Annotated in this window: 15 protein-coding genes and 1 riboswitch; of the genes, 13 read left to right on the top strand and 2 right to left on the bottom strand. The window is 57.5% G+C overall.

Annotated elements, in window-relative coordinates; genetic code table 11:
• The 13 genes from ACE6ED_RS22495 (at position 1) to ACE6ED_RS22435 (ending at position 18940) form a co-directional block, all read left to right on the top strand.
• The gene (locus ACE6ED_RS22495; RefSeq protein WP_410829667.1) at positions 1-1347 is read left to right on the top strand and encodes an O-antigen ligase family protein; all 1347 of its coding nucleotides are present in this window, start codon (positions 1-3) and stop codon (positions 1345-1347) included.
• A complete protein-coding gene (locus tag ACE6ED_RS22490; protein WP_410829666.1) occupies positions 1344-2099 on the top strand; it encodes a WecB/TagA/CpsF family glycosyltransferase in 756 nt (251 codons plus the stop codon). The genes ACE6ED_RS22495 and ACE6ED_RS22490 overlap by 4 nt, the downstream gene beginning before the upstream one ends.
• 2 nt (positions 2100-2101) lie before the next feature.
• The gene (locus tag ACE6ED_RS22485) at positions 2102-3595 is read left to right on the top strand and encodes an O-antigen ligase family protein (RefSeq protein WP_410829665.1); all 1494 of its coding nucleotides are present in this window, start codon (positions 2102-2104) and stop codon (positions 3593-3595) included.
• On the top strand, positions 3561-4940 hold the full coding sequence (locus ACE6ED_RS22480) for a lipopolysaccharide biosynthesis protein (protein WP_410829664.1): 1380 nt from the start codon (positions 3561-3563) through the stop codon (positions 4938-4940). The genes ACE6ED_RS22485 and ACE6ED_RS22480 overlap by 35 nt, the downstream gene beginning before the upstream one ends.
• 17 nt (positions 4941-4957) lie before the next feature.
• On the top strand, positions 4958-5812 hold the full coding sequence (locus tag ACE6ED_RS22475) for a glycosyltransferase family 2 protein (protein WP_410829663.1): 855 nt from the start codon (positions 4958-4960) through the stop codon (positions 5810-5812).
• Positions 5799-6992, top strand: coding sequence for a glycosyltransferase family 4 protein (locus ACE6ED_RS22470; protein WP_410829662.1), 1194 nt, complete (start codon positions 5799-5801; stop codon positions 6990-6992). Before ACE6ED_RS22475 ends, ACE6ED_RS22470 begins: the two co-directional genes overlap by 14 nt.
• Positions 6986-8125: a glycosyltransferase family 4 protein gene (locus ACE6ED_RS22465; protein ID WP_410829661.1), complete on the top strand. Its 1140-nt coding sequence runs from the start codon at positions 6986-6988 to the stop codon at positions 8123-8125. The genes ACE6ED_RS22470 and ACE6ED_RS22465 overlap by 7 nt, the downstream gene beginning before the upstream one ends.
• 84 nt (positions 8126-8209) lie before the next feature.
• The gene (locus ACE6ED_RS22460; protein WP_410829660.1) at positions 8210-9310 is read left to right on the top strand and encodes a glycosyltransferase; all 1101 of its coding nucleotides are present in this window, start codon (positions 8210-8212) and stop codon (positions 9308-9310) included.
• Between the two features lie 5 nt (positions 9311-9315).
• Positions 9316-10656 carry a UDP-glucose dehydrogenase family protein gene (locus ACE6ED_RS22455; protein ID WP_410829659.1) on the top strand — a complete coding sequence of 447 codons (1341 nt, stop codon included), beginning with the start codon at positions 9316-9318 and terminating at the stop codon, positions 10654-10656.
• 167 nt (positions 10657-10823) lie between these two features.
• Complete coding sequence (locus tag ACE6ED_RS22450) at positions 10824-12197, top strand: sugar phosphate nucleotidyltransferase (protein ID WP_410829658.1); 1374 nt, start codon at positions 10824-10826, stop codon at positions 12195-12197.
• Positions 12198-12336: 139 nt separating this feature from the next.
• Positions 12337-12417: riboswitch (cyclic di-GMP riboswitch) on the top strand.
• Between the two features lie 13 nt (positions 12418-12430).
• Entirely contained in the window at positions 12431-14320 is a 1890-nt protein-coding gene (locus tag ACE6ED_RS22445; RefSeq protein ID WP_410829657.1) for a glycosyl hydrolase, read from the top strand.
• Between the two features lie 282 nt (positions 14321-14602).
• Positions 14603-16216, top strand: coding sequence for a glycosyl hydrolase (locus ACE6ED_RS22440; RefSeq protein ID WP_410829656.1), 1614 nt, complete (start codon positions 14603-14605; stop codon positions 16214-16216).
• A 54-nt stretch (positions 16217-16270) separates the two neighbouring features.
• On the top strand, positions 16271-18940 hold the full coding sequence (locus ACE6ED_RS22435; RefSeq protein ID WP_410829655.1) for a discoidin domain-containing protein: 2670 nt from the start codon (positions 16271-16273) through the stop codon (positions 18938-18940).
• A gap of 418 nt (positions 18941-19358) precedes the next feature.
• Here the strand turns inward: ACE6ED_RS22435 and ACE6ED_RS22430 are convergent, their stop codons facing one another.
• Positions 19359-20795, bottom strand: coding sequence for an MFS transporter (locus ACE6ED_RS22430; RefSeq protein ID WP_410829654.1), 1437 nt, complete (start codon positions 20793-20795; stop codon positions 19359-19361).
• Between the two features lie 79 nt (positions 20796-20874).
• The gene (locus tag ACE6ED_RS22425) at positions 20875-21918 is read right to left on the bottom strand and encodes a GNAT family N-acetyltransferase (RefSeq protein ID WP_410829653.1); all 1044 of its coding nucleotides are present in this window, start codon (positions 21916-21918) and stop codon (positions 20875-20877) included.
• Between the last annotated feature and the right edge of the window lie 332 nt (positions 21919-22250).

Raw genomic sequence — 22250 nt, 5'->3', positions numbered from 1 at the left:
GTGGCCAACTTTCAATGGGGCTCCAAACTGAATGCTCTGCCTGTCGGAGCGCTATATCTTCTGTCCGCCCTGTTCCTGGGGACGGCGGTTATCGTACAGCCCATCCTCGCGGTGGCGTTTGTCGGCCTGATTCTCGTGCTTGCGGTTTCGCTGTCCCGGCCGGAGATCATTAGCTACTTCGTCCTCATGTCGACGGCAATTTCGGTGAATTTTCTCTACGCCGGAAGCATGTTTGGACTCGAAGTGCTGTCGTTCTACAAGCTGGCGATTATCGGTCTATTAATTCCCTGCATTCTCGTGAACGGTTTGCGCTTCAAGCTGAGCCATCCGATCTGGGCCATGGCCGCGCTCGTGCTGATCACGTTCGGATTTTCGGTCTGGCTGCCGGAGATGACGTCGTCGATCGCGATCAAGGCGTTTATCGGACTATCGCTGCCGTTTATCTTCCTGCTGATCAATTGGAAGAAGCAGGTGGCCGAAACGCATATCCGGATCATCTGCCTGCTCCCGGCCGTCAGCGTCGCGGCGGGGGTGCTGCTCCAGGCGGCGCACCTGCATTCGCTCATGAACGTCGAATTTACCGGCGCGGTCCGGATTCAGGGGGCGAATATTCCGGCGCATCTGGCGATGCTGGCTTTTCTCGGGATTACGATTCCGTTCATCGAGATCAAGCGGAACCCGGATAAATCCCGGTTTTATTATATCGTGCTGGCGGTCAATTTCCTGATCCTGATCGGCACGGGGACGCGGGGTCCCATATTGGCAATGGCGCCGCTGGTTCTCTATTACTTTTACGACATTTCACGGCAGTATTTGAAAGGCAGAACGAAATACCTCATTCCGATCGTTTGCTCGGTCGCGCTCATCACGGGTGCTGTGGCCCTGCAGTGGGACAACATCATGAAGCGGTCGTTCGAGCGGCAGACGGATGAGGGGATCGACTTGTCGGGGCGGGCGGAAGCCTGGACGTATTTCCTGGACAAGGCAGAAGGTTCGCCCTGGTCCGGCAGAGGGCTTGGCGCCGTAACGGTGGCGAATGACGGCACGCTGTACGGAGGGTTCGTCGTTCCCCATAACGAATACATCCGGTTTTATTTTGACGGGGGATATATCGGCTCCACGCTGCTGTTCTTGTCCTTATTGGCTGTGTTTCTCCTGGTCTACCGGGTATTGGCGCCGCCGGTCAAGCCTTATTACGCACTGTTTATCGCGGCTTTTCTGATTTATTCGTTTTCCGACAACACCTTGTCGACGGTCCAGTTTATCATTCCGTTCTGCTGGTATCTAAACTGCCTGTACCGGTCTTCACAGCCAACCGATTCCCCACAAAAAGAAGTGATACGATGAATCTAGTGAACATGTTCGATGTCAATTTCAACAATTACGATTTCATGGATCTGCTTGATTACATAGACACGGCGATCAAGGAGCGGAACCATTCCTACATCCTAACCTGCAACGTCGATCATGTGATCAAGCTGCGCAAGGACAAGGAGTTTCAGACCGTTTACTCCAAAGCCGGAGCGGTTGTCGCGGACGGAATGCCTCTGATCTGGGCGTCAAAAATGCTGGGCAAGCCGCTGAAGCAAAAGGTGTCCGGCGCCGATTTGTTCAACCGTTTGGGCGATGCGTTCGAGCAGCGCAAATACCGGCTGTTTTTCCTCGGATCTGCGGAAGGCGTACCCGAGAAGGCGACGATGAAGCTTAAAGCCGCCTATCCGGGGATGAATATTGTGGGATGTTATTCCCCGTCCTACGGATTTGAGAACAATGCCGAGGAAAATGAACGCATTGTACAGATGCTTACGGAGACCAAGCCGGACATCGTATTTGTCGGCGTAGGCGCGCCGAAGCAGGAGAAGTGGATTTACCGCCATTACCTGTCTTACCAGGCGCCGGTCTCCATCGGCGTTGGCGCGACCTTCGATTTTATCTCCGGGTCGGTCAAACGAGCGCCGGATTTCATGCAGCGGACGGGCCTGGAATGGTTCTGGCGGCTCAGCCAGGAACCGGGCAGGCTGTGGAAGAGATACCTGGTCGATGACGCCCAGTTTCTTGTCCTGCTGCTCAAAGAACTGCGGAAGCGGGGGAGGCCTTAATCATGACGAGCCGGAATCAGGGGAGCGTAAGGCTGCCATCCATGGTACAACTGCGCAGCGCGGGTGCAATGTTCGCGGTCGCGGCGGCCTGTCTCGGACTGCCGCTTGTGATCGGCTTTATCAGCGCGAAGCTCACCGAATCGACGAGCCTTCAAGCCGCCGTCCTGGCTGGGCTGCTGTTCCCGGCTCTGCTGCTGGCGCTGATCAAGCCTAAAGCGCTGGTGCCTTACACGCTGCTCATTTGGGCGGTTGCGCCTGAGCTGCGGCGGATTGCCGACTGGGCGCAAGGCGAATACCATTCCGTGTCGCTGCTGAGTCTGGCGCCGCTGCTTACGGGGGCAACCCTGATCATTCCGGTGATGCGGGAGTTGCACAAGATCCAGCGGTCCTCCACCCGGATCATCGCCCTCTTTGGCGGCGCACTTGTCTACGGCACGCTGATCGGGCTTGCGAAGAACGGGCTTGGCTCGGTGTATGACCTGGCCAATTATATTGTGCCGCTGCTGCTGATTCCGTATTTTGCCGTCATCCGCTTCAGCTCCAAGGATATCGACAGGCTGCTGTACGCCTACGCCAACATCGCGGTGCTTGTGTCGATTTACGGCATCATCCAGTATTTGACGGTTCCCGAATGGGACGCCTTCTGGATGCGGCACGCGGACATGATTTCGATCGGCACGCCGTATCCGCTGGAGATCCGGGTGTTCTCAACCTTGAATTCGCCGGGTCCGGCCGCAACGTTTCTTGTTTTTGCGCTTGTTCCCATGATCCTGGAGCGAAAATGGCAGGGCACGCTGCGCTGGATCGGCGTACTGCTCGTCGTCGTCTGCCTGCTGACCACGCTGGTCCGCTCGGCCTGGCTGGTCCTGCTGGTGATGCTGCTCGTATACATCGCCACCTCACCGTCCAAGGGCAAATGGAAGTCGCTGCTGCAGCTTGGATTTGTGGCAGCGCTGCTGATCTGGATCGTGCCTAAGCTGCCGGGCGCCGAAGGGCTGGTGGCCCGCATGGAGACGTTGACCTCGGTGCAGGAGGACCACTCCTACAATGAACGTCTCGATTTATGGCGCAGCATGCTGCCGACAGTAATGAGCAATCCGGTCGGGCAGGGCATCGGCAGCGTCGGGCAGGGGACAAAGCTGGGCAACGGCGGCGAACTCGGCGAATACGGCAATATGGACAACGGGTTTATCGCCCTGCTGCTGACCTTCGGGATTGCGGGCGGCCTGTTTTTCTTCGGCGCTTTGGGCGCGGCCCTGAAGCAGCTGGCGGTCAAAGTCGCCAAAAAAAATCCCATGCAGCCTTACGCCAGGCTTGCGCTGGCCGCCTGGATGGGCGCCGTAGCCAGCCTGGTGTCGGACAACGGTTTCCCGGGACTGAAAGGGTATCTGATCTGGATGCTGGTCGGCATCGGGCTGGGAGCAAGAGAAGCTATTGCGAACAGAAAGAAGGGGACCTCCCATGCAGCAATTGAACGCGAAATCATATCCTCGTAGCTCCGTCTGGTCCACCCTGGTCCGCTTTACTAAAAGCAAGGACAACAGCTCGGCGGCAGTGAAAACCATGTTCGTCAGCGTCATGATCCTGCTGCTGAATATGCTGACAGGCGTGCTGACCGCGCGTTATCTCGGCCCGACCGGACGCGGGGAGCAGACGGCGATGGTGAACTGGTCCCAGTTCCTGGCGTTCAGTCTCAGTTTCGGTATTCCTTCCGCTCTGATCTACAATGCCAAAAAAAATCCGGACGACGCCGGCCTCCTGTACCGGATGGCGCTGCTGATCGCCCTTGGATTCGGGGCAATCGCCGCCATTGTCGGCGTAGTGGTAATGCCTTATTGGCTGGGTTCCTTCGATCCGGCAGTTGTGCGGACCGCCCAATGGACGATGATCCTGTGCCCGATCGTGGCGATCTCGCAGATCAATAACGCCGCCTTTCAGTTCCGCGGCGATTACAAGCGTTTCAACTGGGTCCGGTACCTGAACCCGGTCATGACGCTGGTCATTATCGGCATTTTGATCGCGACCGATACGATGAATCCTTACACTACCGCGATGGCCTACCTGCTTCCGTCAGTGCCGATGTACATTGGCATGACGGTGACGCTGCTGAAGACCTACAAGCAAAAAATGCGGGACGGGTATCTGCAGTTCAAACGCCTGATCACCTATGGAATGGGGTCTTACGGCAACGATTTGCTTGGTCAATTCTCGTATTACATTGACCAGATCTTGATCGCGGGCCTGCTCCGCCCGGCCGATCTGGGCTTGTACGCGGTGGCGGTCAGCTTGTCGCGGATGGTCAATATTTTTTCGACCTCCATCACGGTTGTCCTTTTCCCGAAAGCTTCTGACCTTTCGAAGGATGACGCGATTAACCTTACGTTCCGGGCGTTCCGGATCAGCTCCACCTTCACGCTGCTTGGTTCGCTGGCGCTGATGCTTATCGCGCCGCTGGTCATTCCGCTGCTGTACGGCAAAGAGTTCAACACGGCGCTGACCGTGTTCCGCCTGCTGCTGCTGGAGGTGACCATCAGCGGAAGCGTGCTGATTCTGGCCCAAGTGTTTATGGCGCTTGGTAAGCCGAAGTTTGTTTCGCTCCTGCAGCTTGTAGGACTGCTGCTGGTGATCCCGCTGCTTCTGTGGCTGGTGCCGGCTTACGGGCTGTTCGGCGCAGGGCTTGCGATGCTGCTCTCCAGCACGCTCCGGTTCGCGTTTATTATCTTTAACATCCGCTTCAGTCTGAAAGTGAAGGTTCCCCGTCTGCTGATTACGGGCGAGGATATCCGCTGGCTGAAGACGACAATGAATTCCTACATCCGCAAGAAACCGGCGGACGTGTAGAACAAGGAGGAAACGTCATGGGTTCAGTAACCAGCGTAATTGGCGGCCCGGGGAATTATCCGATTTCGGTGGTCATCATTGCTCAGGATGACGAGGTACGGATTGCCAAAGCCATCGAATCCTGCCGGCCTTTCGCCGACGAGATCGTCGTCATTGACGGCGGAAGCAAGGACGGGACGGTGCGGCTGGCCGAAAGCCTGAACTGCCGTGTGTTCGTCAATCCATGGCCCGGATACGCCAGACAGCGCGAATTTGGGGTGGAGCGCGCCGTCCATGATTGGGTTTTCCTTATCGACACCGACGAAGTGGTCTCGGACGAGCTTGCCGCCGATATCCTGCAGCGCAAACGGGGATTGTCCGATCCGACGGCGGCCTACTCGCTGTACCGGATCGGCGATTTTCTCGGCAAATGGCTGGACCGCGGCGAGTACCTGGTCCGGCTGTACAACCGGAAGCAATACGGCATCCGCAACAGCCTGGTGCATGAGATGCCCGAGGTGTCCGAGGAGAAGACGGTGAAGCTGAAGGGCACGCTCTGGCATCAGGGCTTCCGCAGCATTAACGACCACGTGAATCGCTTCAACAAATACACCGATCTGGAAGCGCAGGCCGCCTTCGAGAGCGGGAAGCCGTTCCGGGTCAGCCGGTTGCTGCTGCGTCCGCCGGCGCGTTTTTTCCAGAAGTATCTGGTGCACGGCCTGTATAAAAAAGGGCTGTCCGGCTTCGCCGTCTCGGTATTCTGGGTGATGTACGAATTCATGGTCGGCTTCAAACATTACGAGCTTCAGAGCAAAGACAAGCTTGCGGCCCATAACCGTATGGAGCAGGCGGAGCCGGACAAGAAGGGGGAGAGAAGCTATGCAGTACAATGACGGTCTTAACATTATGGCGACGGGCCTGAGCTGGCCGTCGGTGCAGCCCGGCGGTTTGAATACGTATTTCAAATCGGTGTGCGAGGAGTTGTCCTCCCGCAACCGGGTGCATGCGCTGATCTGCACGCCCGACCGGCCGGATACGCCGGAGAACCTGACGCTCCACAGCGCAGGCGACCCGAAGGAGACGATCTGGAAACGCAAAGACGCGTTCCAGCGGAGGGCTGCCGAGCTGATGGGAGAAGGAACGGGACGGATCGATGTATTGTACTCCCATTTCGCGCCATACGGCGTCGGACCGGCGCTGGAGGCGAAAAAACGGGGAATTCCCGTCGTCATGACCTTTCACGGTCCCTGGAACGAGGAGATGAAAATCGAGGGAGCGGGCCTCAAACACCGGGTCAAAACGACCATCGCCCGCTCGATCGAACGCAAAGCCTACCGGCTTGCGGATAAATTCATTGTGCTGAGCGAGACGTTCCGCGATATTTTGCACCGGGAACACAACGTCCCGCTGCATAAAATCCGGATCGTTCCCGGGGCGGCGAATATCGAACGTTTTGTGCCGGCGGCTAACCGGCTGGCGGTCCGCCGGACGCTGGGGCTGCCGGAAGGAGCCACCACCGTGCTGACCGTGCGGCGCCTGGTGAACCGGATGGGGCTGCTGCAGCTGCTGGAAGCCTGGCGGCAGGTGTCTGAACGGTTCCCGAACGCGATTCTGCTGATTGGGGGCAAAGGCCCGCTGCGCGGCGAATTGGAGACACGGATTGCCGATTACGGACTAAGCAACAAGGTGAAGCTCCTGGGCTACATTCCCGATCATGAGCTGGCCGGTTATTACCAGGCCGCCGACCTGTTTGTAGTTCCGTCGCAGGCGCTGGAAGGCTTCGGCCTCATTACGACCGAAGCGCTGTCGTCCGGACTGCCGGTGATGGCAACGCCAATCGGGGGCAACCGGGAAATTCTTGAGAAGTTCCGCCCGGAGCTGCTGTTTAAAGGCACGACGTCGGCGGATATTGCCGAGGGCATGATCCACATGCTCGGCAACCGCAAGCTGCTGCCGAGCCGGGAAGAATGCCGGCAGCATGTGCTGGAACGGTACACATGGGAGAAGGTGGCCGATGAAGTCGAGTCGGTCTTCCGTCAAATGCTTGGGAAGGAGGTGGCCGCAGGATGCTGAGAGTGGCTTATATCGATCACACCGCCAAATGGAGCGGCGGCGAAGTAGCGCTTTATAACATTTTGACGAATATCGGGAGTCAAATCGATCCGCTGGTGATTTTGGCCGAGGAGGGCGCGCTGGCTGACCGGCTGCGTGAGCGCGGCATCGACGTGCGCGTTGTTCCGCTGGATGAAAGCGTCCGGACCCGGAACCGCAACGCGGTGAACCTGGGCGCGCCAAGCGCGGCCCTCAAGCTGCTGTCTTACGGCAGACGCCTTGCACCGCTGCTGAAGCGGGAGCAGGTAGCCTGCGTGCATACCAATTCCCTGAAATCGGCCCTTTACGGCGCGATTGCGGCGAAGCTGGCGGGTGTGCCGCTGATCTGGCATATCCGGGACCATATCGGTCCCCCGTATCTGAAGCCGGTGGTCGCCAAAACCATCCGGCTCCTGTCGCGTCTGCTTCCGAACGGCGTGATCGCCAATTCTCATTCTACACTGAACGCGCTGGAGCTTCCGAGAACGAAAAAGACGCTGGTTGTCTACTCGGCGTTTGCCAAAGCGATCGGCGGCGGACGCGGCCGGGAGCAGGGAAAAGACTTCAACGTGCTGCTGGTCGGGCGGCTGGCGCACTGGAAAGGGCAGCATGTTCTGCTGCAGGCGGCCAAGTCGTTTAAGCCGGATACCCGGGTGAAGTTCTGGCTGGCCGGGGACGCGCTTTTTGGAGAAGACGCCTACAAGCAGGAGCTGCTGAAAATGATCGAGCAGGACGGTTTAACAAACGTCAGCCTTCTCGGTCACGTCGACGACATTCAGGGCCTCATGCAGCAGGCGGATCTGCTGGTGCATACCTCCATCACGCCGGAGCCGTTTGGCCAGGTTATCGTGGAAGGGATGGCGGCCGGTCTGCCGGTAATCGCCTCAAATGAAGGCGGGCCGGTGGAAATCGTCGTTCCCGGCGAAACCGGACTGCTGATCCGGCCCGGCGACCCCGCTGTCCTGGCTGAATCCATCGCCTGGATGCTGGAGCATCCGGAAGAGCGGAGACAGATGGCGGAACGGGGAGTGAAGCGGGTCAAAGAGCATTTTGTTATCGAAAACACGGTCAAGGATATTGTCGATTATTATAAGGGATTGCTGGCGGGCACCTGATCCACGGCTCCCGGGCCGGTTGGCCGGGAAGAGGCAAGTCTGCGTCCGCAGTGGCTGCTCCATAAAACTTTGAGGATGATTCACATGAAAATAGCGATAGCACACGATTATTTGATCCAGATGGGCGGAGCCGAACGAGTCGTGGAAGTATTTCACCATATGTATCCGGAAGCTCCGATCTTCACGACGGTATTCAACGGAAGCCGCCTGACCGAGAACTTGAAGGATGCGGACATCCGGGCGTCCTTTCTGCAAAAAATCCCGGGCGTGAAGACCAATTTCAAAGGAGTGCTGCCGCTGTATCCCATGGCTGTCCGTGATTTGGACTTTCGCGGTTTCGATATCGTCCTGAGTTCCAGCAGCGCTTTTATGAAAAGCATTCAGGTGCCCAAGCACACCTTTCATTTGTGCTACTGCCATACGCCGATGCGTTTCGCGTGGGATTACGACACATACATGGAACGGCAGTCGAACTCCGGTTTGTTCAAAAAGTTACTGAAGGTATATATGCAGCAGCTTAAATCCTGGGATCAGCGCACTTCAAAAAACGTGAACCAGTTTGTGGCCAACTCGTCCGTGGTGAAGACCCGCATCCGCAATTACTACCAACGCGATGCGGACGTTATCTTCCCGCCGATCAACACATCCAGGTTCACAAGCTCCAGCTCTATCGGAGACTATTACCTGATTGTCTCCCGGCTTGTATCGTACAAACGGATTGACCTGGCGGTTGAAGCGTTCAACCGCAACGGCCTGAAGCTGTATATCGTGGGCGACGGACCGGACCGTAAGCGGCTGGAGGGAATGGCTAAATCCAACGTCTCTTTCCTCGGGCGGCTGGAGGATGAGCAGGTGACCGGGCTGATGGCCCAATGCCGGGCGTTTATTTTCCCCGGGGAAGAGGATTTCGGCATTACGCCGCTGGAAGCAAATGCGGCGGGACGGCCGGTGATTGCTTACCAGGCGGGGGGCGCACTCGATACGATTGTCCCTTACGTCAACGGCGTGTTTTTCAAACGCCAGGAGGTCGACGACCTGCTGGAGGCGATCTCCGAGGTGGAGCGTTACGCCTGGGATATCGGACAAATTATGCAGCACGCGCAAAAATTCGATGAACGCACGTTCATGGACCAGTTCAAGCAGTATGTCGAGCAGGCCTACGTGAACTTTTTAAAAGGAGGATGAAGGGTATGAAAATCGCGGTAATCGGAACCGGCTATGTCGGTCTGGTATCGGGCGTCTGCTTTACGCTTAACGGGAACCATGTCATCTGTGTGGACAAGGACGAAAGCAAAATCGAAAAGCTGAACCGTATGGAGTCGCCGATTTACGAACCCGGCATCGAAGCGCTGATTGAAATGAACCTGAAGGAAGGCCGGTTGTCGTTCTCCCCGGATATCCGGGAATCGGTGCAGCGCTCCGAAATCGTCATTTTGGCCGTGGGCACGCCTTCGCTGCCGAACGGGGAAGCCGACCTGCAGTATATCGAAGCGGCGGCGGCCGAAGTCGGCCGGTCGATGGAAGGCTACAAAATTATCATGACCAAATCGACGGTGCCGGTCGGCACCAACGAGCGGATTCGTTCCATCATCGCAGCGCAGACACAGCATCCGTTCGATATCGTATCCGCGCCGGAATTCCTGCGCGAAGGTTCGGCGATCCGCGATACGCTGCATCCGGACCGGATCGTGATCGGCATCGACAACCCCGCGCTGGAGCCGGTGATGCGTGAGCTGCATCAGGGTTTTACCCCGAATATTGTAGTCACGGACATCCGCAGTGCGGAAATGATCAAATACGCTTCGAACGCCTTCCTCGCCACCAAAATATCGTTCATCAACGAAATCGCCAACATCTGCGAGAAGGTCGGCGCGGACGTCACTGAAGTCGCCCAAGGGATGGGATTGGACAAACGGATCGGCTCGTCGTTCCTGCAGGCGGGTATCGGCTACGGCGGGTCCTGCTTCCCGAAAGACACCAACGCGCTGATTCAGATTGCCGGCAATGTGGACTACAACTTCAAGCTGCTGCGTTCGGTGGTGGAAGTGAACAAAGACCAGCGTTTTATGATAATCGCGAAGCTGCGCGAATCGCTTGGCGCGCTGCGCGGGGCGGAAATCGGCATCTGGGGGCTGGCGTTTAAGCCGAACACCGACGATGTCCGCGAAGCGCCGGCCCGCGAAATCGTGGAGACGCTGGTAGCGGAAGGCGCAATCGTCAAACTGTATGATCCAATCGCTGCAGACAAGTTCCGTGAGCAATACGATCATCCGCAGCTCCGGTGGTGCGTAAGTGCGGAAGAAGCAGCGGCGGGCAGCGACGCGGTTTGCCTCCTGACGGATTGGAGCGTATTCAAGGACATCGACCTGCACCTCCTTGCGCCGACGATGCGGCGGCAGGTGCTGATCGACGGACGTAACGTGTATACGAAAGAGCAAATCGAGGGCACGGGGCTGGAATACCATTCGGTCGGCCGCCCGCAGATGGGCGGACTGAGCGGCATGTCCCGCAGTATGGCGGGAGCGCTGTAGGCATTGCGGGCTGACACTGCAGCGGATATGACCGGAAGTGCAAATCTGCCGCAGTGCCAGCTCCGCCTAGCCTGTACATTTTCAGCTCAATCCATTGATAGACTGACCAATGAAATGGCAGCAAAAGCGGCAGGCCCGCTTATAACGAACGATCAGGAGGGTTCACTATGAAACTGGTTCTTTTATCGGGCGGTTCGGGCAAACGCCTGTGGCCGCTGTCCAACGACTCGCGGTCCAAGCAGTTCTTGAAAGTATTGGAGGGGCCTACGGGCCAGCCGGAGTCGATGGTGCAGCGGGTATGGCGGCAGCTGACCGAAACCGGACTCGCAGACTCTTCGTACCTGGCTACCGGCCGGGGGCAGGTGGAGATGATTCAGAGCCAGCTTGGCGCCGAGGTGCCGATCATCGTAGAGCCTGAGCGGCGGGACACCTTCCCGGCGATTGCGCTGACCGCCAGCTATCTGTATTCCATGGAAGGCGTGTCGCCGGACTCCGCCGTGGCAATTTTGCCGGTTGATCCGTATGTGGAGTCCTCCTTTTTCGAAAGCGTGGCGCTGCTGGAGCAGACGATGCGGGAGAGCGGAGCGAACCTTGCGCTGATGGGCGTAGTTCCGGAACTCGCATCGGAGAAATACGGATACATTATCCCGGCCGAGCCCGACGGAGCCGAGCGCGGTTACCTGAAAGTCAGCCATTTTCAGGAGAAGCCGGACCGCAAGCTGGCGCAGGAGCTAATCTCCCGCGGGGCGCTCTGGAACTGCGGCGTGTTCGCTTTCCGTTTGGGGTATCTGCTTGATATTCTCCAGCGCAAGGGACTGCCGCTCAATTATGAGGAGATGCAGAAGCAATACAAGCTGCTTGCGTCGATCAGCTTCGATTACGAAGTGGTGGAAAAAGAGGAAAACATCGTCGTTCTCCCCTATAACGGATTTTGGAAGGACCTTGGCACCTGGAATACGTTGACCGAGGAAATGTCCCGAAATCAGCTGGGCCGGGGCGTGCTGACGGAAGATTCAAGCTCCAGCTGCCTGATCAACGAGCTGGACATTCCGATCACCGTGATCGGCGCCCAAGATCTGATTGTGGCGGCCAGTCCCGACGGGATTCTGGTTACCAGCAAATCGGAGAGCCCGCGGATCAAAGAAGTGCTGAAGGGCATCGAGCAGCGGCCGATGTACGAAGAGCGGCGCTGGGGACATTACCGGGTTATCGATTATGTGAAATATGAAGAGGGGAACGAGGTCCTGACGAAACGCATCCGGATTAAAGAGGGGAAAAACATCAGCTACCAGCTGCACCGCAAACGCAGCGAAATCTGGACGATTATCAGCGGCGAGGCCAGCGTCATTCTGAATGAGCGGCTGCATCAAGTGAAAGCCGGGGACGTCGTCCGGATTCCCGAAGGCACCAAACACAGCATCCTGGCACTGACGGATGTGGAGTTTATCGAGGTACAGACCGGCTCCGAGCTGGTGGAGGAAGACAACATCCGGATTTGCCTGGAGTGGGACGATATAGTTCTACAGCAGTTTATTTCATAAGTCAAAAACATATTATTACCCGAAAAAACCGGGACTGAAACAGAAAAACGTGCGACTAATTAACCATTTTTGAATTTTGCACTAAAACGAAAACTAAATAGGTCGATAACATACGGTAAGAAGGATGAATCCTTCCAAAATACGACAAAGGCAAACCTGTCGAAAGGCAGGGACGCAAAGCTATAGGGCCTTTCGCAAGAGTGGCAGCCTGGCTACCGAAAGGAAGATGATTTTTGAACGCTTACCGTTTGTTTCGACCTCTGTGCAGAATTTTGTCGATTGCTCTGCTTGCTGCTGTAATACCGGTGGGAGCCGGCGCTTTTCCGTCCGCTGCATCGGCGGCCGTTGAGCCCGGTACTCCAGTTAATGCTTCCGCTTCGCCTGAAGCGGTGAAGCTGCTTCAGTACTTGACGTCCATCTCCGGGAAAAGCACGCTGACAGGGCAACACGATTACCTGGAAAGCCCGGATGAGTTCAATAATAAGCTGAAGAACACCAGCGGAAAGTTTGCCGCTCTGCATGGTTATGAGATTGGAGCCATCAGCGGACAGTCCGAAAGCGGCGTCGCCTGGTACCGCCAGAATGTGGTGAATAGCGCCATCAACTGGCACAAAAACGGCGGCGTAGTCGCCATGACCTTTCACGCGAATCTGCCGGGAACGTCTTATGACTGGTCCAATGTGTCCAGAAGTCTCAGCCAGGCGGAGTTTAATAAATATGTAACGCCAGGTACGGCGCAGTACAACAGCCTGATCAACGAACTGGATAAAGTGGCCGTATCACTGAAACAACTCCGCGATGCCGACGTGCCCGTGCTGTGGAGACCGTATCACGAAATGAACGGCGGCTGGTTCTGGTGGGGCCAAAAAACAAATTTTGCCGCACTTTGGAACATCATGTACGACCGGTTCGTTAATGTGCACAAACTGAACAACCTGCTGTGGGTGTGGAGCCCAAATGCTCCAAACGCCTGGTCTGACGCCTACTCGCTGACCTACCCGGGAGCGAGCAAGGTGGACATTCTCGCCGCCGACATTTATGAGAACGACTATAAGCAGAGCCATTACGACGGCCTGCTGGCCTTGGCGGCCGGCAAACCGATCGCCATCGGGGAGAACGGCGAAATGCCGAACCTCACCACCCTGTCCAAAACGCAGAGCAAGTGGGCGTTTATGATGACTTGGGGCAAGATGCTGTACGAAAAGAATTCTACCGATACCATTAAAGGCTTTATGGGCAGCAGTCAAACGCTGACGAGAGACGAGTTTACAGCCGCTTTGACGGCGCTGCCGAGCCCGACGCCGAAACCAAGCCCGACACCGACGCCGAGCCCGAGCGTATCGCCAAGCCCGACACCGACGCCGAGTCCGAGCATATCGCCGAGCCCAACGCCGAAACCGAGCCCGAGTGTATCGCCAAGCCCGGCGCCGGTGCCGAGCCCGAGTGTATCGCCAAGCCCGGCGCCGACACCGAGTCCAAGTGTAGCACCAAGTCCGACGCCGGTGCCAAGTCCAAGTGTAGCGCCAAGTCCGACGCCGGTGCCGAGCCCAAGCGTGATGCCGAGCCCGACGCCGGTACCGAGCCCAAGCGTGATGCCGAGCCCGGCCCCTATGCCGGAGCCATCCGCACCGGTTCAGGCTCCGCTGCCGGACAGCCCGCAAAAACCGGCCCCGGCTGAACCCGAGCCGGTGTACGCAGCCGGACTGATGGCCGAGTATTTCAATAACAAGACGCTTTCCGATTCACCGGTTCTGGTCAGAACGGATGCGGCAATCAATTTCAACTGGAGACAAGCCAGTCCGGACGCCGCGCTTGGCGCCGATAACTTCTCGGTCCGTTGGACCGGAACAATCAAGCCGAAATACAGCGAGACCTACAAATTCTACATGCAAGCGGACGATGGCGTCCGGTTATGGATCGACGGCCAGCTGATTATCGACGGCTGGGTCAAACAGAGCGGTGTGGAGCGCTCCGGAACGATCGCCCTTACCGCCGGTCAAATGCACGATATCAAAGTGGAATATTTTGAGAACCAGGGAGACGCCAGCGCAAAAATGATTTGGGAAAGCCCAAGCCAGCCCTGGACCACTGTACCGGCATCCGCCCTGTTTTCGCTTCAATAATGCAGCCGGGCCCTTAAAGGGCCTGTCCGCGTTTTCGTTGGGATAAAAAAAAGGAGTCTCAAGCTCTTTCAGCAGCAGTCCGGTTTTTGCTGCCCTGCTGATTCCAACGAAACGCTGCGGACCTGCGAGTCGATACCTGCCAGGGCGTTAGAAGCAATCTTATCCGCGGTTTTGTAGGCCCTGCTATCCGGCAGGGCTACTGAACTATCGGGTCCCGCTTTCGCGAGAGGACTGCCGGATGCCGTTAAAAAGGCAGCCGGCGGTTCGGCCACCGAAAGGAAGATGACTTTGAACACGAAGCGTATGTACCGACTATTTAGCACCGTGCTCCCTATACTTGTGGTACTTAGCCTGCTCCCTTGGGGCGAAGGTTCAAAGCCCGATACGCCGGCGGAAGGGGAGGTCCCTGTCCCGGCGCGTACCGGTGCGGCTGTGCCTTCCGGCCAGCCGGTCAAGCCGATTAACCCCGATGCTTCGCCCGAAGCCCGGGAGCTGCTGGAGGAGCTGTCGAGTCTTTCGGGCAAAGGGATGATCAGCGGCCAGCATGACTATTTGGAGAGCCCTGACGAGTTCAGCAACAAGCTGAATCAAACCGCGGGCCAGCATGCGCTGCTGCACGGTTATGAGCTGGGACCGATCAACAACCAGTCCAAAAGCACAATCGCATGGCAGCGGCAAAATGTGGTGGACAGCGCCATCCGCTGGCACGATCAGGGCGGAATTGTCGCTATGACCTTTCATCAGGCGCTGCCCGGCCGTTCGCCAGCCTGGTCTAATGTCACCATGCCGCTGAGCCAGAATATGTTCGATGCTTATGTTACGCCGGGAACACCGGAATACAAGCAGCTGATCTCCGATCTGGATGAAGTTGCCGGTTATCTGAAGCAGCTGAAGGAAGCGGGCGTGCCCGTATTGTGGCGGCCGTATCATGAAATGAACGGCGGTTGGTTCTGGTGGGGCCAAAAGGACAATTTTACCGCCTTGTGGGATTTGATGTACAACCGTTTTACCGGCACCCATCAACTGAACAATCTGCTGTGGGTGTGGAACCCAAACGCGCCGAATGAGTGGGCGGACCCGTATGAGACACATTTTCCCGGAATCGGCAAGGTGGATATCCTTGCCGCCGATATTTATAATAACGACTTCAAGCAGTCCTATCACGATGATCTGCTGAAGCTGGCCGGCGGGAAGCCGATAGCCATCGGCGAAAGCGGCGAACTGCCTGATCCCGACCTTATGGCGGGAAAACAGAATCAGTGGGTGTATATGATGACCTGGGGAAAAATGCTGACCGAAAACAACAGCACCCAAGACATCAAAAAGTTCATGACCCATCCGTTTACGGTTTCCATGGAGAAACGGTTATCCGTGCCGAGTCCCGGAAAAACAGCTCCGGCCGAACGTCCGGGCAGCGAACAACAGGACAACACACAGAAGGACAATCCACAACAGGACAATGCACAGCAGGGCACCGGACTGCGGGGAGAATATTTTAACAACACGGAGCTGAGGGGGAAACCGGCGCTTGTCCGCGAGGATGCGAATGTAGACTTCAACTGGCGCGGAGACGCTCCGGCACCGGTGATCGCGGTTGATGAATTCTCCGTGCGCTGGACTGGAAAGCTGAAGCCGGCGGTTAGCGGCGAATACAGCTTTACGGCTTCGTCGGACGACGGCATCCGGGTCTGGATCGGCGGCCGGTTGATCATTGATAACTGGGAAACGCAAAGCGGAGTGGACCGCAAAGGCAGCCTTTCCCTGAAAAGCGGCGAAACATACGACATCAAGGTGGAATATTTCGAACAGCATGGCGATGCGAATGTCCAATTGAAATGGAAGCCGCCGGGACGGGCGGAGTCCGTTATTCCCGGAAACGTATTGTTCCTGCCCTAAAGACAGGGTGAGCTGACGAGTGCTGTACATTCCGAAGAAAGCGAGGGCGGGGAGATGAGCGATTCACACAGGAAAAAGCGCACCTCTACCAAGTACAAGCTGCTTGGGATCTTACTCCTGCTTTTGCTGTCCGGTTATTATTTGGGAGGCGGAGGCGCCCGCGAGCATGGAGAGACAGTGGAGCAGGAACCGCTGACCGGGGAAAATACCGTCAAAAGCATCATGCCTGCCGGCTCCGTACTCTGGAAGCTGGGCAGCCATGACGGCTCGGCCGGCGAATTCAAGGGTAAAGGCAATACTGAAGCCGTGGCCGTTTCATCCAATAAGCAGAGCGGACCAAGTCCAAGCGGTATTCCAGCCGGATTAAACGGGAAATCCCAGCCGGAGCTGAAGATCGGCTATGACCTGAAGGAGGTCCCGCAAAACGGCGTTTTGTTTCGCGTAAGTATTTTGGAGGCATACAAAAACGTTCCCCAGATGGCCGTGTTCTCCAACCGCCAGCTGTCAGGCATCATTCAGCTTGCCGGGGTGTCGGGGACGGGGGTTGAACAGCCGTTCCGCAAAACCTATGAGCTGTATATCCCGAAAGAGCAGCTTCAGACCGGACAAAATGAGCTGCGGCTCGAAGCGGTCCGGTGCTTATACTGTTCGGCGGCGGAAGACCAGTTTAACTGGTGGACGTGGGACGATCTCAGCCTTGAGGCGCTGTCTACGCCTGCGCCTGAGCCGGTTCACGGCAATTACGTGCTTACCGGCACAACCATTAACAACAAACAGTTTTATTTTGACGAAGGGGCAGTCAAGCATTTGCCTTATTTGATCAAATGGCTTGGCTTAGCATACAGCGGCAACATTATGCGGACGAACTGCGCCAGCGATGTCGGCCGCTCCTGCTCCAACATGGAAGAATACTACAAGGTGCTGCAGGATTATAATATGCAGTCGGTGGCTCTTTATCTGTATACCGGCGACATCAAGCTGGATGCGGACGGCTCTCTGCCTAAGGAAGCGGAAGCCAAGCTGGAAGACTATTTCAAGAAATACGGTTCTTACTTCCAATATTACGAGGTGGATAATGAGCCGGGACTGTTTAACCGTTCCAAGGCCGTCAATCTGGCGATTGCGGACTGGCTGAACAAGCGGGGCAAACAGCTGTCCCCCGAGCTGCAGACCGTCGCGCCAGGCTGGGCGTATTGGCCGAGCTACAAGGACGACTCATGCGGCAACCAGAAAGGAAGTGTCCGCAAGTGCGGCGATCCCGACGGTTGGGAACGCGATCCCAAGCAGCGGCTGGAGCTGGAGGAAGCAACGGATTTGACGAACGGTCACTCTTACGGAGAATCTTATATTTTCCGGGGAGGCGGCAGCTTTACCGAAAACCTGAAGACGTTTAGCGGCGCGGCGAACGGGCTGCCCAAAAAAATGCTGTCCACGGAATTCGGGACCTCCGACAGTCATGTGGATGATTACCGGTACGGCGCGGACCAGCGGAATGCCGCCGTGTTTGACCGGATTATGCGGGCGCATATCGGGTATGCCGACATGTTTGTGCAGCATGCAGCTTTTTTTAAGGATTACAGCCTGTTTGAATACGGGTTTAATCTGGAGGAGCATGATCCCGCCAAAACAAAAGTGTACTATATTACCAAAGACCAGGAGTCCCGTGTGAGCATCATGCGGCGTTTGGCTTTGGCCTACGCTACACACGGTGCGCCGCTCACCTATGAAGTGAGCAACAAGGCGGAGCTGGCCGATAAACTGGTGTATGTCCGTGCGGTTGATACGTCGACGCTGAAGCCGCTGCCGGTTACGGGAGCCGAGTCGAATAAGGTGCTGGTTAATCTGGTCAATTTTGAGGATACCGAGCAGCGGATTACGGTAAAAGTCAAAATGCCGAAACAGGAAGTCTACGAAGGCGAGCGTTACGGCCGGGGCGATACGTATGAGGAAGCCCGCAGTTACGTAAAAGGGCAAGCAGCCGGAGAGATGACCTTTACCGAAACGCTGGCGCCCGGAGAAGGAGTGCAGTTTATTTTGCAGCCCTCCTCCGAGGTGACGGGGGAAGCGCCGCAGCAGCTGACAGCTGCCGCGGTGAAAGGCCCCGGCGTAAGCCTGAACTGGCTTGAGGTAACGGGGAACGGTTATGAGGTGCTGCGGGCCGACGGCCCCGATGCGGACTTGCGCGTGATTGCTTCGGGAGTTCAGCAGACCGGTTATATTGACAAAAGTGTGCGCGAAAGCACGGATTATACTTATGCGGTAAGGGTTACCGGGTCAAAGGAGCTGTCGAATCCGGTGACCATCACGGCGACGGGTCTTGTCCCGCTGGACCGTTCCAGCTGGAAAATCTCGTCCAATGTAAACGAGCAGGGCGCCAATCCGGCAAGCGCGATTGACGGTGACCGCCGTACCCGCTGGGATTCGGGACGCCATCAAAAAGGCGGCGAAGCGCTCCGGGTAGACCTGGGCCGCACCCACCGGATTGAACAGGTGACACTGGACAATACGATTTCGGCTTATGATTACCCGAGAGTATACGAGGTCCAGGTATCCACCGACGGAACCAATTGGACAACAGCGGCGTCGGGAGTCAACCGGAACAAGCAGGAGCGGACGATCATCCGTTTTAATCCGGTGACTGCGCGTTATGTGCGGATTATGCAAAACGGATCGGGCGGCAACTATTGGTCGGTCCACGAGCTGTATATTTACTCCAGGGATTAAAACGAATCGCGGTGCACTGTGTGGAACTGCCGGGTGGCGGATGGCAAATTGGCCAGCAGGCAGGATCATAAATTATGCAAGCAGGATTACTAAATACCGCTTACGCTTAATAGAAGAAAAGCGGGTAACTCCAGTTTCCCACCTAAGACAAACAGCCTTCGACCGCATGCGGGGAAGGTTTTTTGGCATGTTCAGGACGTTCTTTCGGTGTTCCGCGTTCTTTTGGTGTCCTGGCGTTCTTTCTGTCTCCAGACATTTTTTCTGCCTCCCGGGTTCTGCTGGTGTTCCTCCGGTTTTGGATGGCAGGGTTTTCTGATCTTGTTTGTTCGGCGGCTCAATGGCAAAAAGAAGCAGGCTGCCGCCTGCTTCCTACGTGTTTCTACTATTATATATGTGACATGTATATCGTATGATCCGGTCAGGCGGTTTCGCGGGACCGGGAACCGGACCCGCCCAGACGCAGTGACGAGACGCCGAGCGCCAGCAGACAGACGGCCATCGCAGTCCAGAATACCGGGTGCAGCGCGTTCAGGACCGCTTGCTCGGCGCCAGTGCCGGGTGCAGCCTGCTCAGCCATAAGGCGGGTAGAGTACAGAGCAACGGACAGTGAAGTCCCCAGCACCATGCCGATATTGCGGACCAGCGCGTTCAGACCGCCTGCGGTACCCAGCTTGGTCCGGGGGACGGCCCCCATGATGCTGGAGTTGTTGGGCGATTGGAATAGCCCGCCGCCAAGCCCGAACAGGGACAAATGCAGCCCCACCGCCAGCGGACTCGCATCCAGCGTGAGGGTGTTCAAAAGCGCGAAGGCCAGCGCATTGATGGCAAGCCCTGCGGTTGTCAGGAGCGTATAGCCGATTTTGTCCGACAGCCAACCCGAAAGCGGCGCTACCAGCGCCATGGTCAGCGGATAAACCATCATCGTATACCCGGTCGTCTGCGGCGAAAAATGCAGCGCATTTTGCATATAAAACGGCATCATGACATTGGTGAAGAACAGCGCCACGAACGACAGCAGCGCGGCAATATTACCCAGCGCGAAGGCGGGAATACGGTATAGGCTAAGCTCAAGCATCGGATGGTCCGTCCGGCGTTCCCACAGATAAAAACCAAGCAGCAGCAGCAGCGAACCGGATCCCCCGGCGAGCACCGCCGGCGAGGTCCAGCCGAAATCATGCCCGTTTGAAACGATGTATAAAAAAGCGGTGATGCCGAGAATAAACAGCACCGAACCCGGATAGTCGAACGGTTTGCGTTCTTCCGCCGGCCGGTCTTTGGGGAGCAGGAACAAACCAGCCGCGAAACCGAGGATCCCGATCGGCACGTTGATCCAGAAGATGGAGGTCCATCCGGCGCGTTCGACAAGAATGCCGCCGATCCCCGGTCCGGTCAGCGAACCAAGCGACACGACCGTACCGATGATGCCGATGGCGCGCCCCCGTTCTCCCTGTCCAAACGTCTCGGCAATGATCGCCTGGCTGTTCGACATCAGGCAGGCGGCCCCCAGCGCCTGAACGACCCGGGACAACACGAGCAGCCACAGCGTATGGGAGAGTCCGCACAAGGCGGAACCTAGCGTAAAGATCAGGAAGCCATAGTTGAACACCCGGCTTTTGCCAAACATATCGGAAATTTTACCCATGACGGGCAGCAGGGCGCAGATGGTCAGCAAATAGGCGGTCAGCACCCACTGCACGGTATGCAGCTCCGCTTGAAGATCGCCCGCAATGGTTGGCAGTGCGACGTTGGCGATGCTGCCGTCCAATGTGGACATAAAAGTGCCGACCGCAACACTCGCCAGCACAAGCCAGCGGTTGGCCGGCGGAGCGGATGGGCCAGATGTCTGTGTCTTCATAAATTAGAGTTCTCCTTTGAACATCCGTCCAGTCCGTACCTTCCCTGAAAAGCTTATGGAAAGCGCGGACCGGTCCGGATTAAATAAACGCAAGTCCCGACATATAGGGCAGGGGCAGTGCGGGCGGCGCGTTCGGATAATCACGCCGCAGCGGGCTGTCCGGATCGAACAGGAGGGAGAGCAGCCCGGCGTCATCCAGCCCTTCCGCCCAAACAACGCCGCCGCGATCCGGCGTGACGGACACCTGCTGCAGCAGCGCGCCGCGGCTTGCGATCCCGGCCGTCCCGCTGTTCGGACCGGTCTGGACGCTTGCCCCGGCGCCGGCCAGCAGCTGCAGCAGCTCGCGCTCCTGCCAGGGCACCGGCACGTCGAGCCCGCCGCTCTCCGCCGCAGCCCGGCCCAGCAGCCGGGCGACGGCGTCGGCCGGGCCGGCCCACTCCAGGGCCGTCCCCGGCCCGGGCTCGTCTGGCGTGCGCGTCAGCGCAGCTGCGGCGAAGGCCTGCACGGCGCCGGAGCGCGCCGCGACCAGGCAGCGCTGGCTGCGGCCCAGCACGCCAGCGTAAGCGCCGGCGCCGAGCAGCCGGGCGAGCTCGCCATGGCCGAGCTCGTGGCTTGCAGCCCGGGACGCCAGCAGCTGGCGGACGTCCCACAGATCGGCCGGTTCCATCGGCCGGATCTCCCAGCCGTCCGCCTCGCTGAACGCGCCGGCCGGCAGCCGGGCGGTGTGCACCTGCCCGAACGGCACGCAGCCGGCGCGGGTGTAGAGCGAGCGGTCGCCGGACACGAACAGCAGCGCGGCTCCCGCACGGCTTGCATGTTCCCGGCACAGCCGCAGCAACCCGCTGGCTAAACCGCGGCCGCGGTACAACGGGCCGGTGCAGACCGAACCGACAGCGTAGGTACGCAGCCGGGCCGTCCCGGCTTGAATGCCAAAGGGGACAAGGCCCATAAAAGCCGCCAGCGTTTCGTCTTCATCGAACGCTCCGTAGGATTCACTGATCCCCGGGTCGAATAAGGGCGGGAACAGCTCCCGCATGGACCGTTCCCCGGAATCCCGGAATACTTCATCCGCCAGCCGGGCTGCGGCGTCAAGCTCCCCGGGCTGCAAAAGTCTCAAGTTCATTTCTGCTCCACCTCCATGCTTAAACTAGTAAAAACAGGAGACAATATAACCTCAGTATAATTCCACATCCGCCCTAATATCCAGCCGGATTCCCGGGGTGTCTTAAACCCGGGAAATAACGGGTAATATTTAGTTACCGGCGCTGCAGCACTAACTACCGTATTTATTTAACCCTAAGCTTCGCCGCATACATCCTTCCGCTATACGCTATACAGGCAAAAGTTAAACCAGCTTTTTACGGACAACAGCAATGCCTACACAGAAGGCAGTCTCATACCGGACCGAATTAGAGGGTTGACCTGGCTCAGGCCGCATTCCTCTCCAGCTTTATT

This window comes from Paenibacillus nanchangensis, assembly GCF_046543445.1.
In the GTDB taxonomy this organism is placed as follows: Bacteria; Bacillota; Bacilli; order Paenibacillales; family Paenibacillaceae; genus Paenibacillus_AQ; species Paenibacillus_AQ nanchangensis.
Note: the sequence above shows the minus strand (reverse complement) of the source record. Positions and strands in the feature narration are given on the sequence as shown.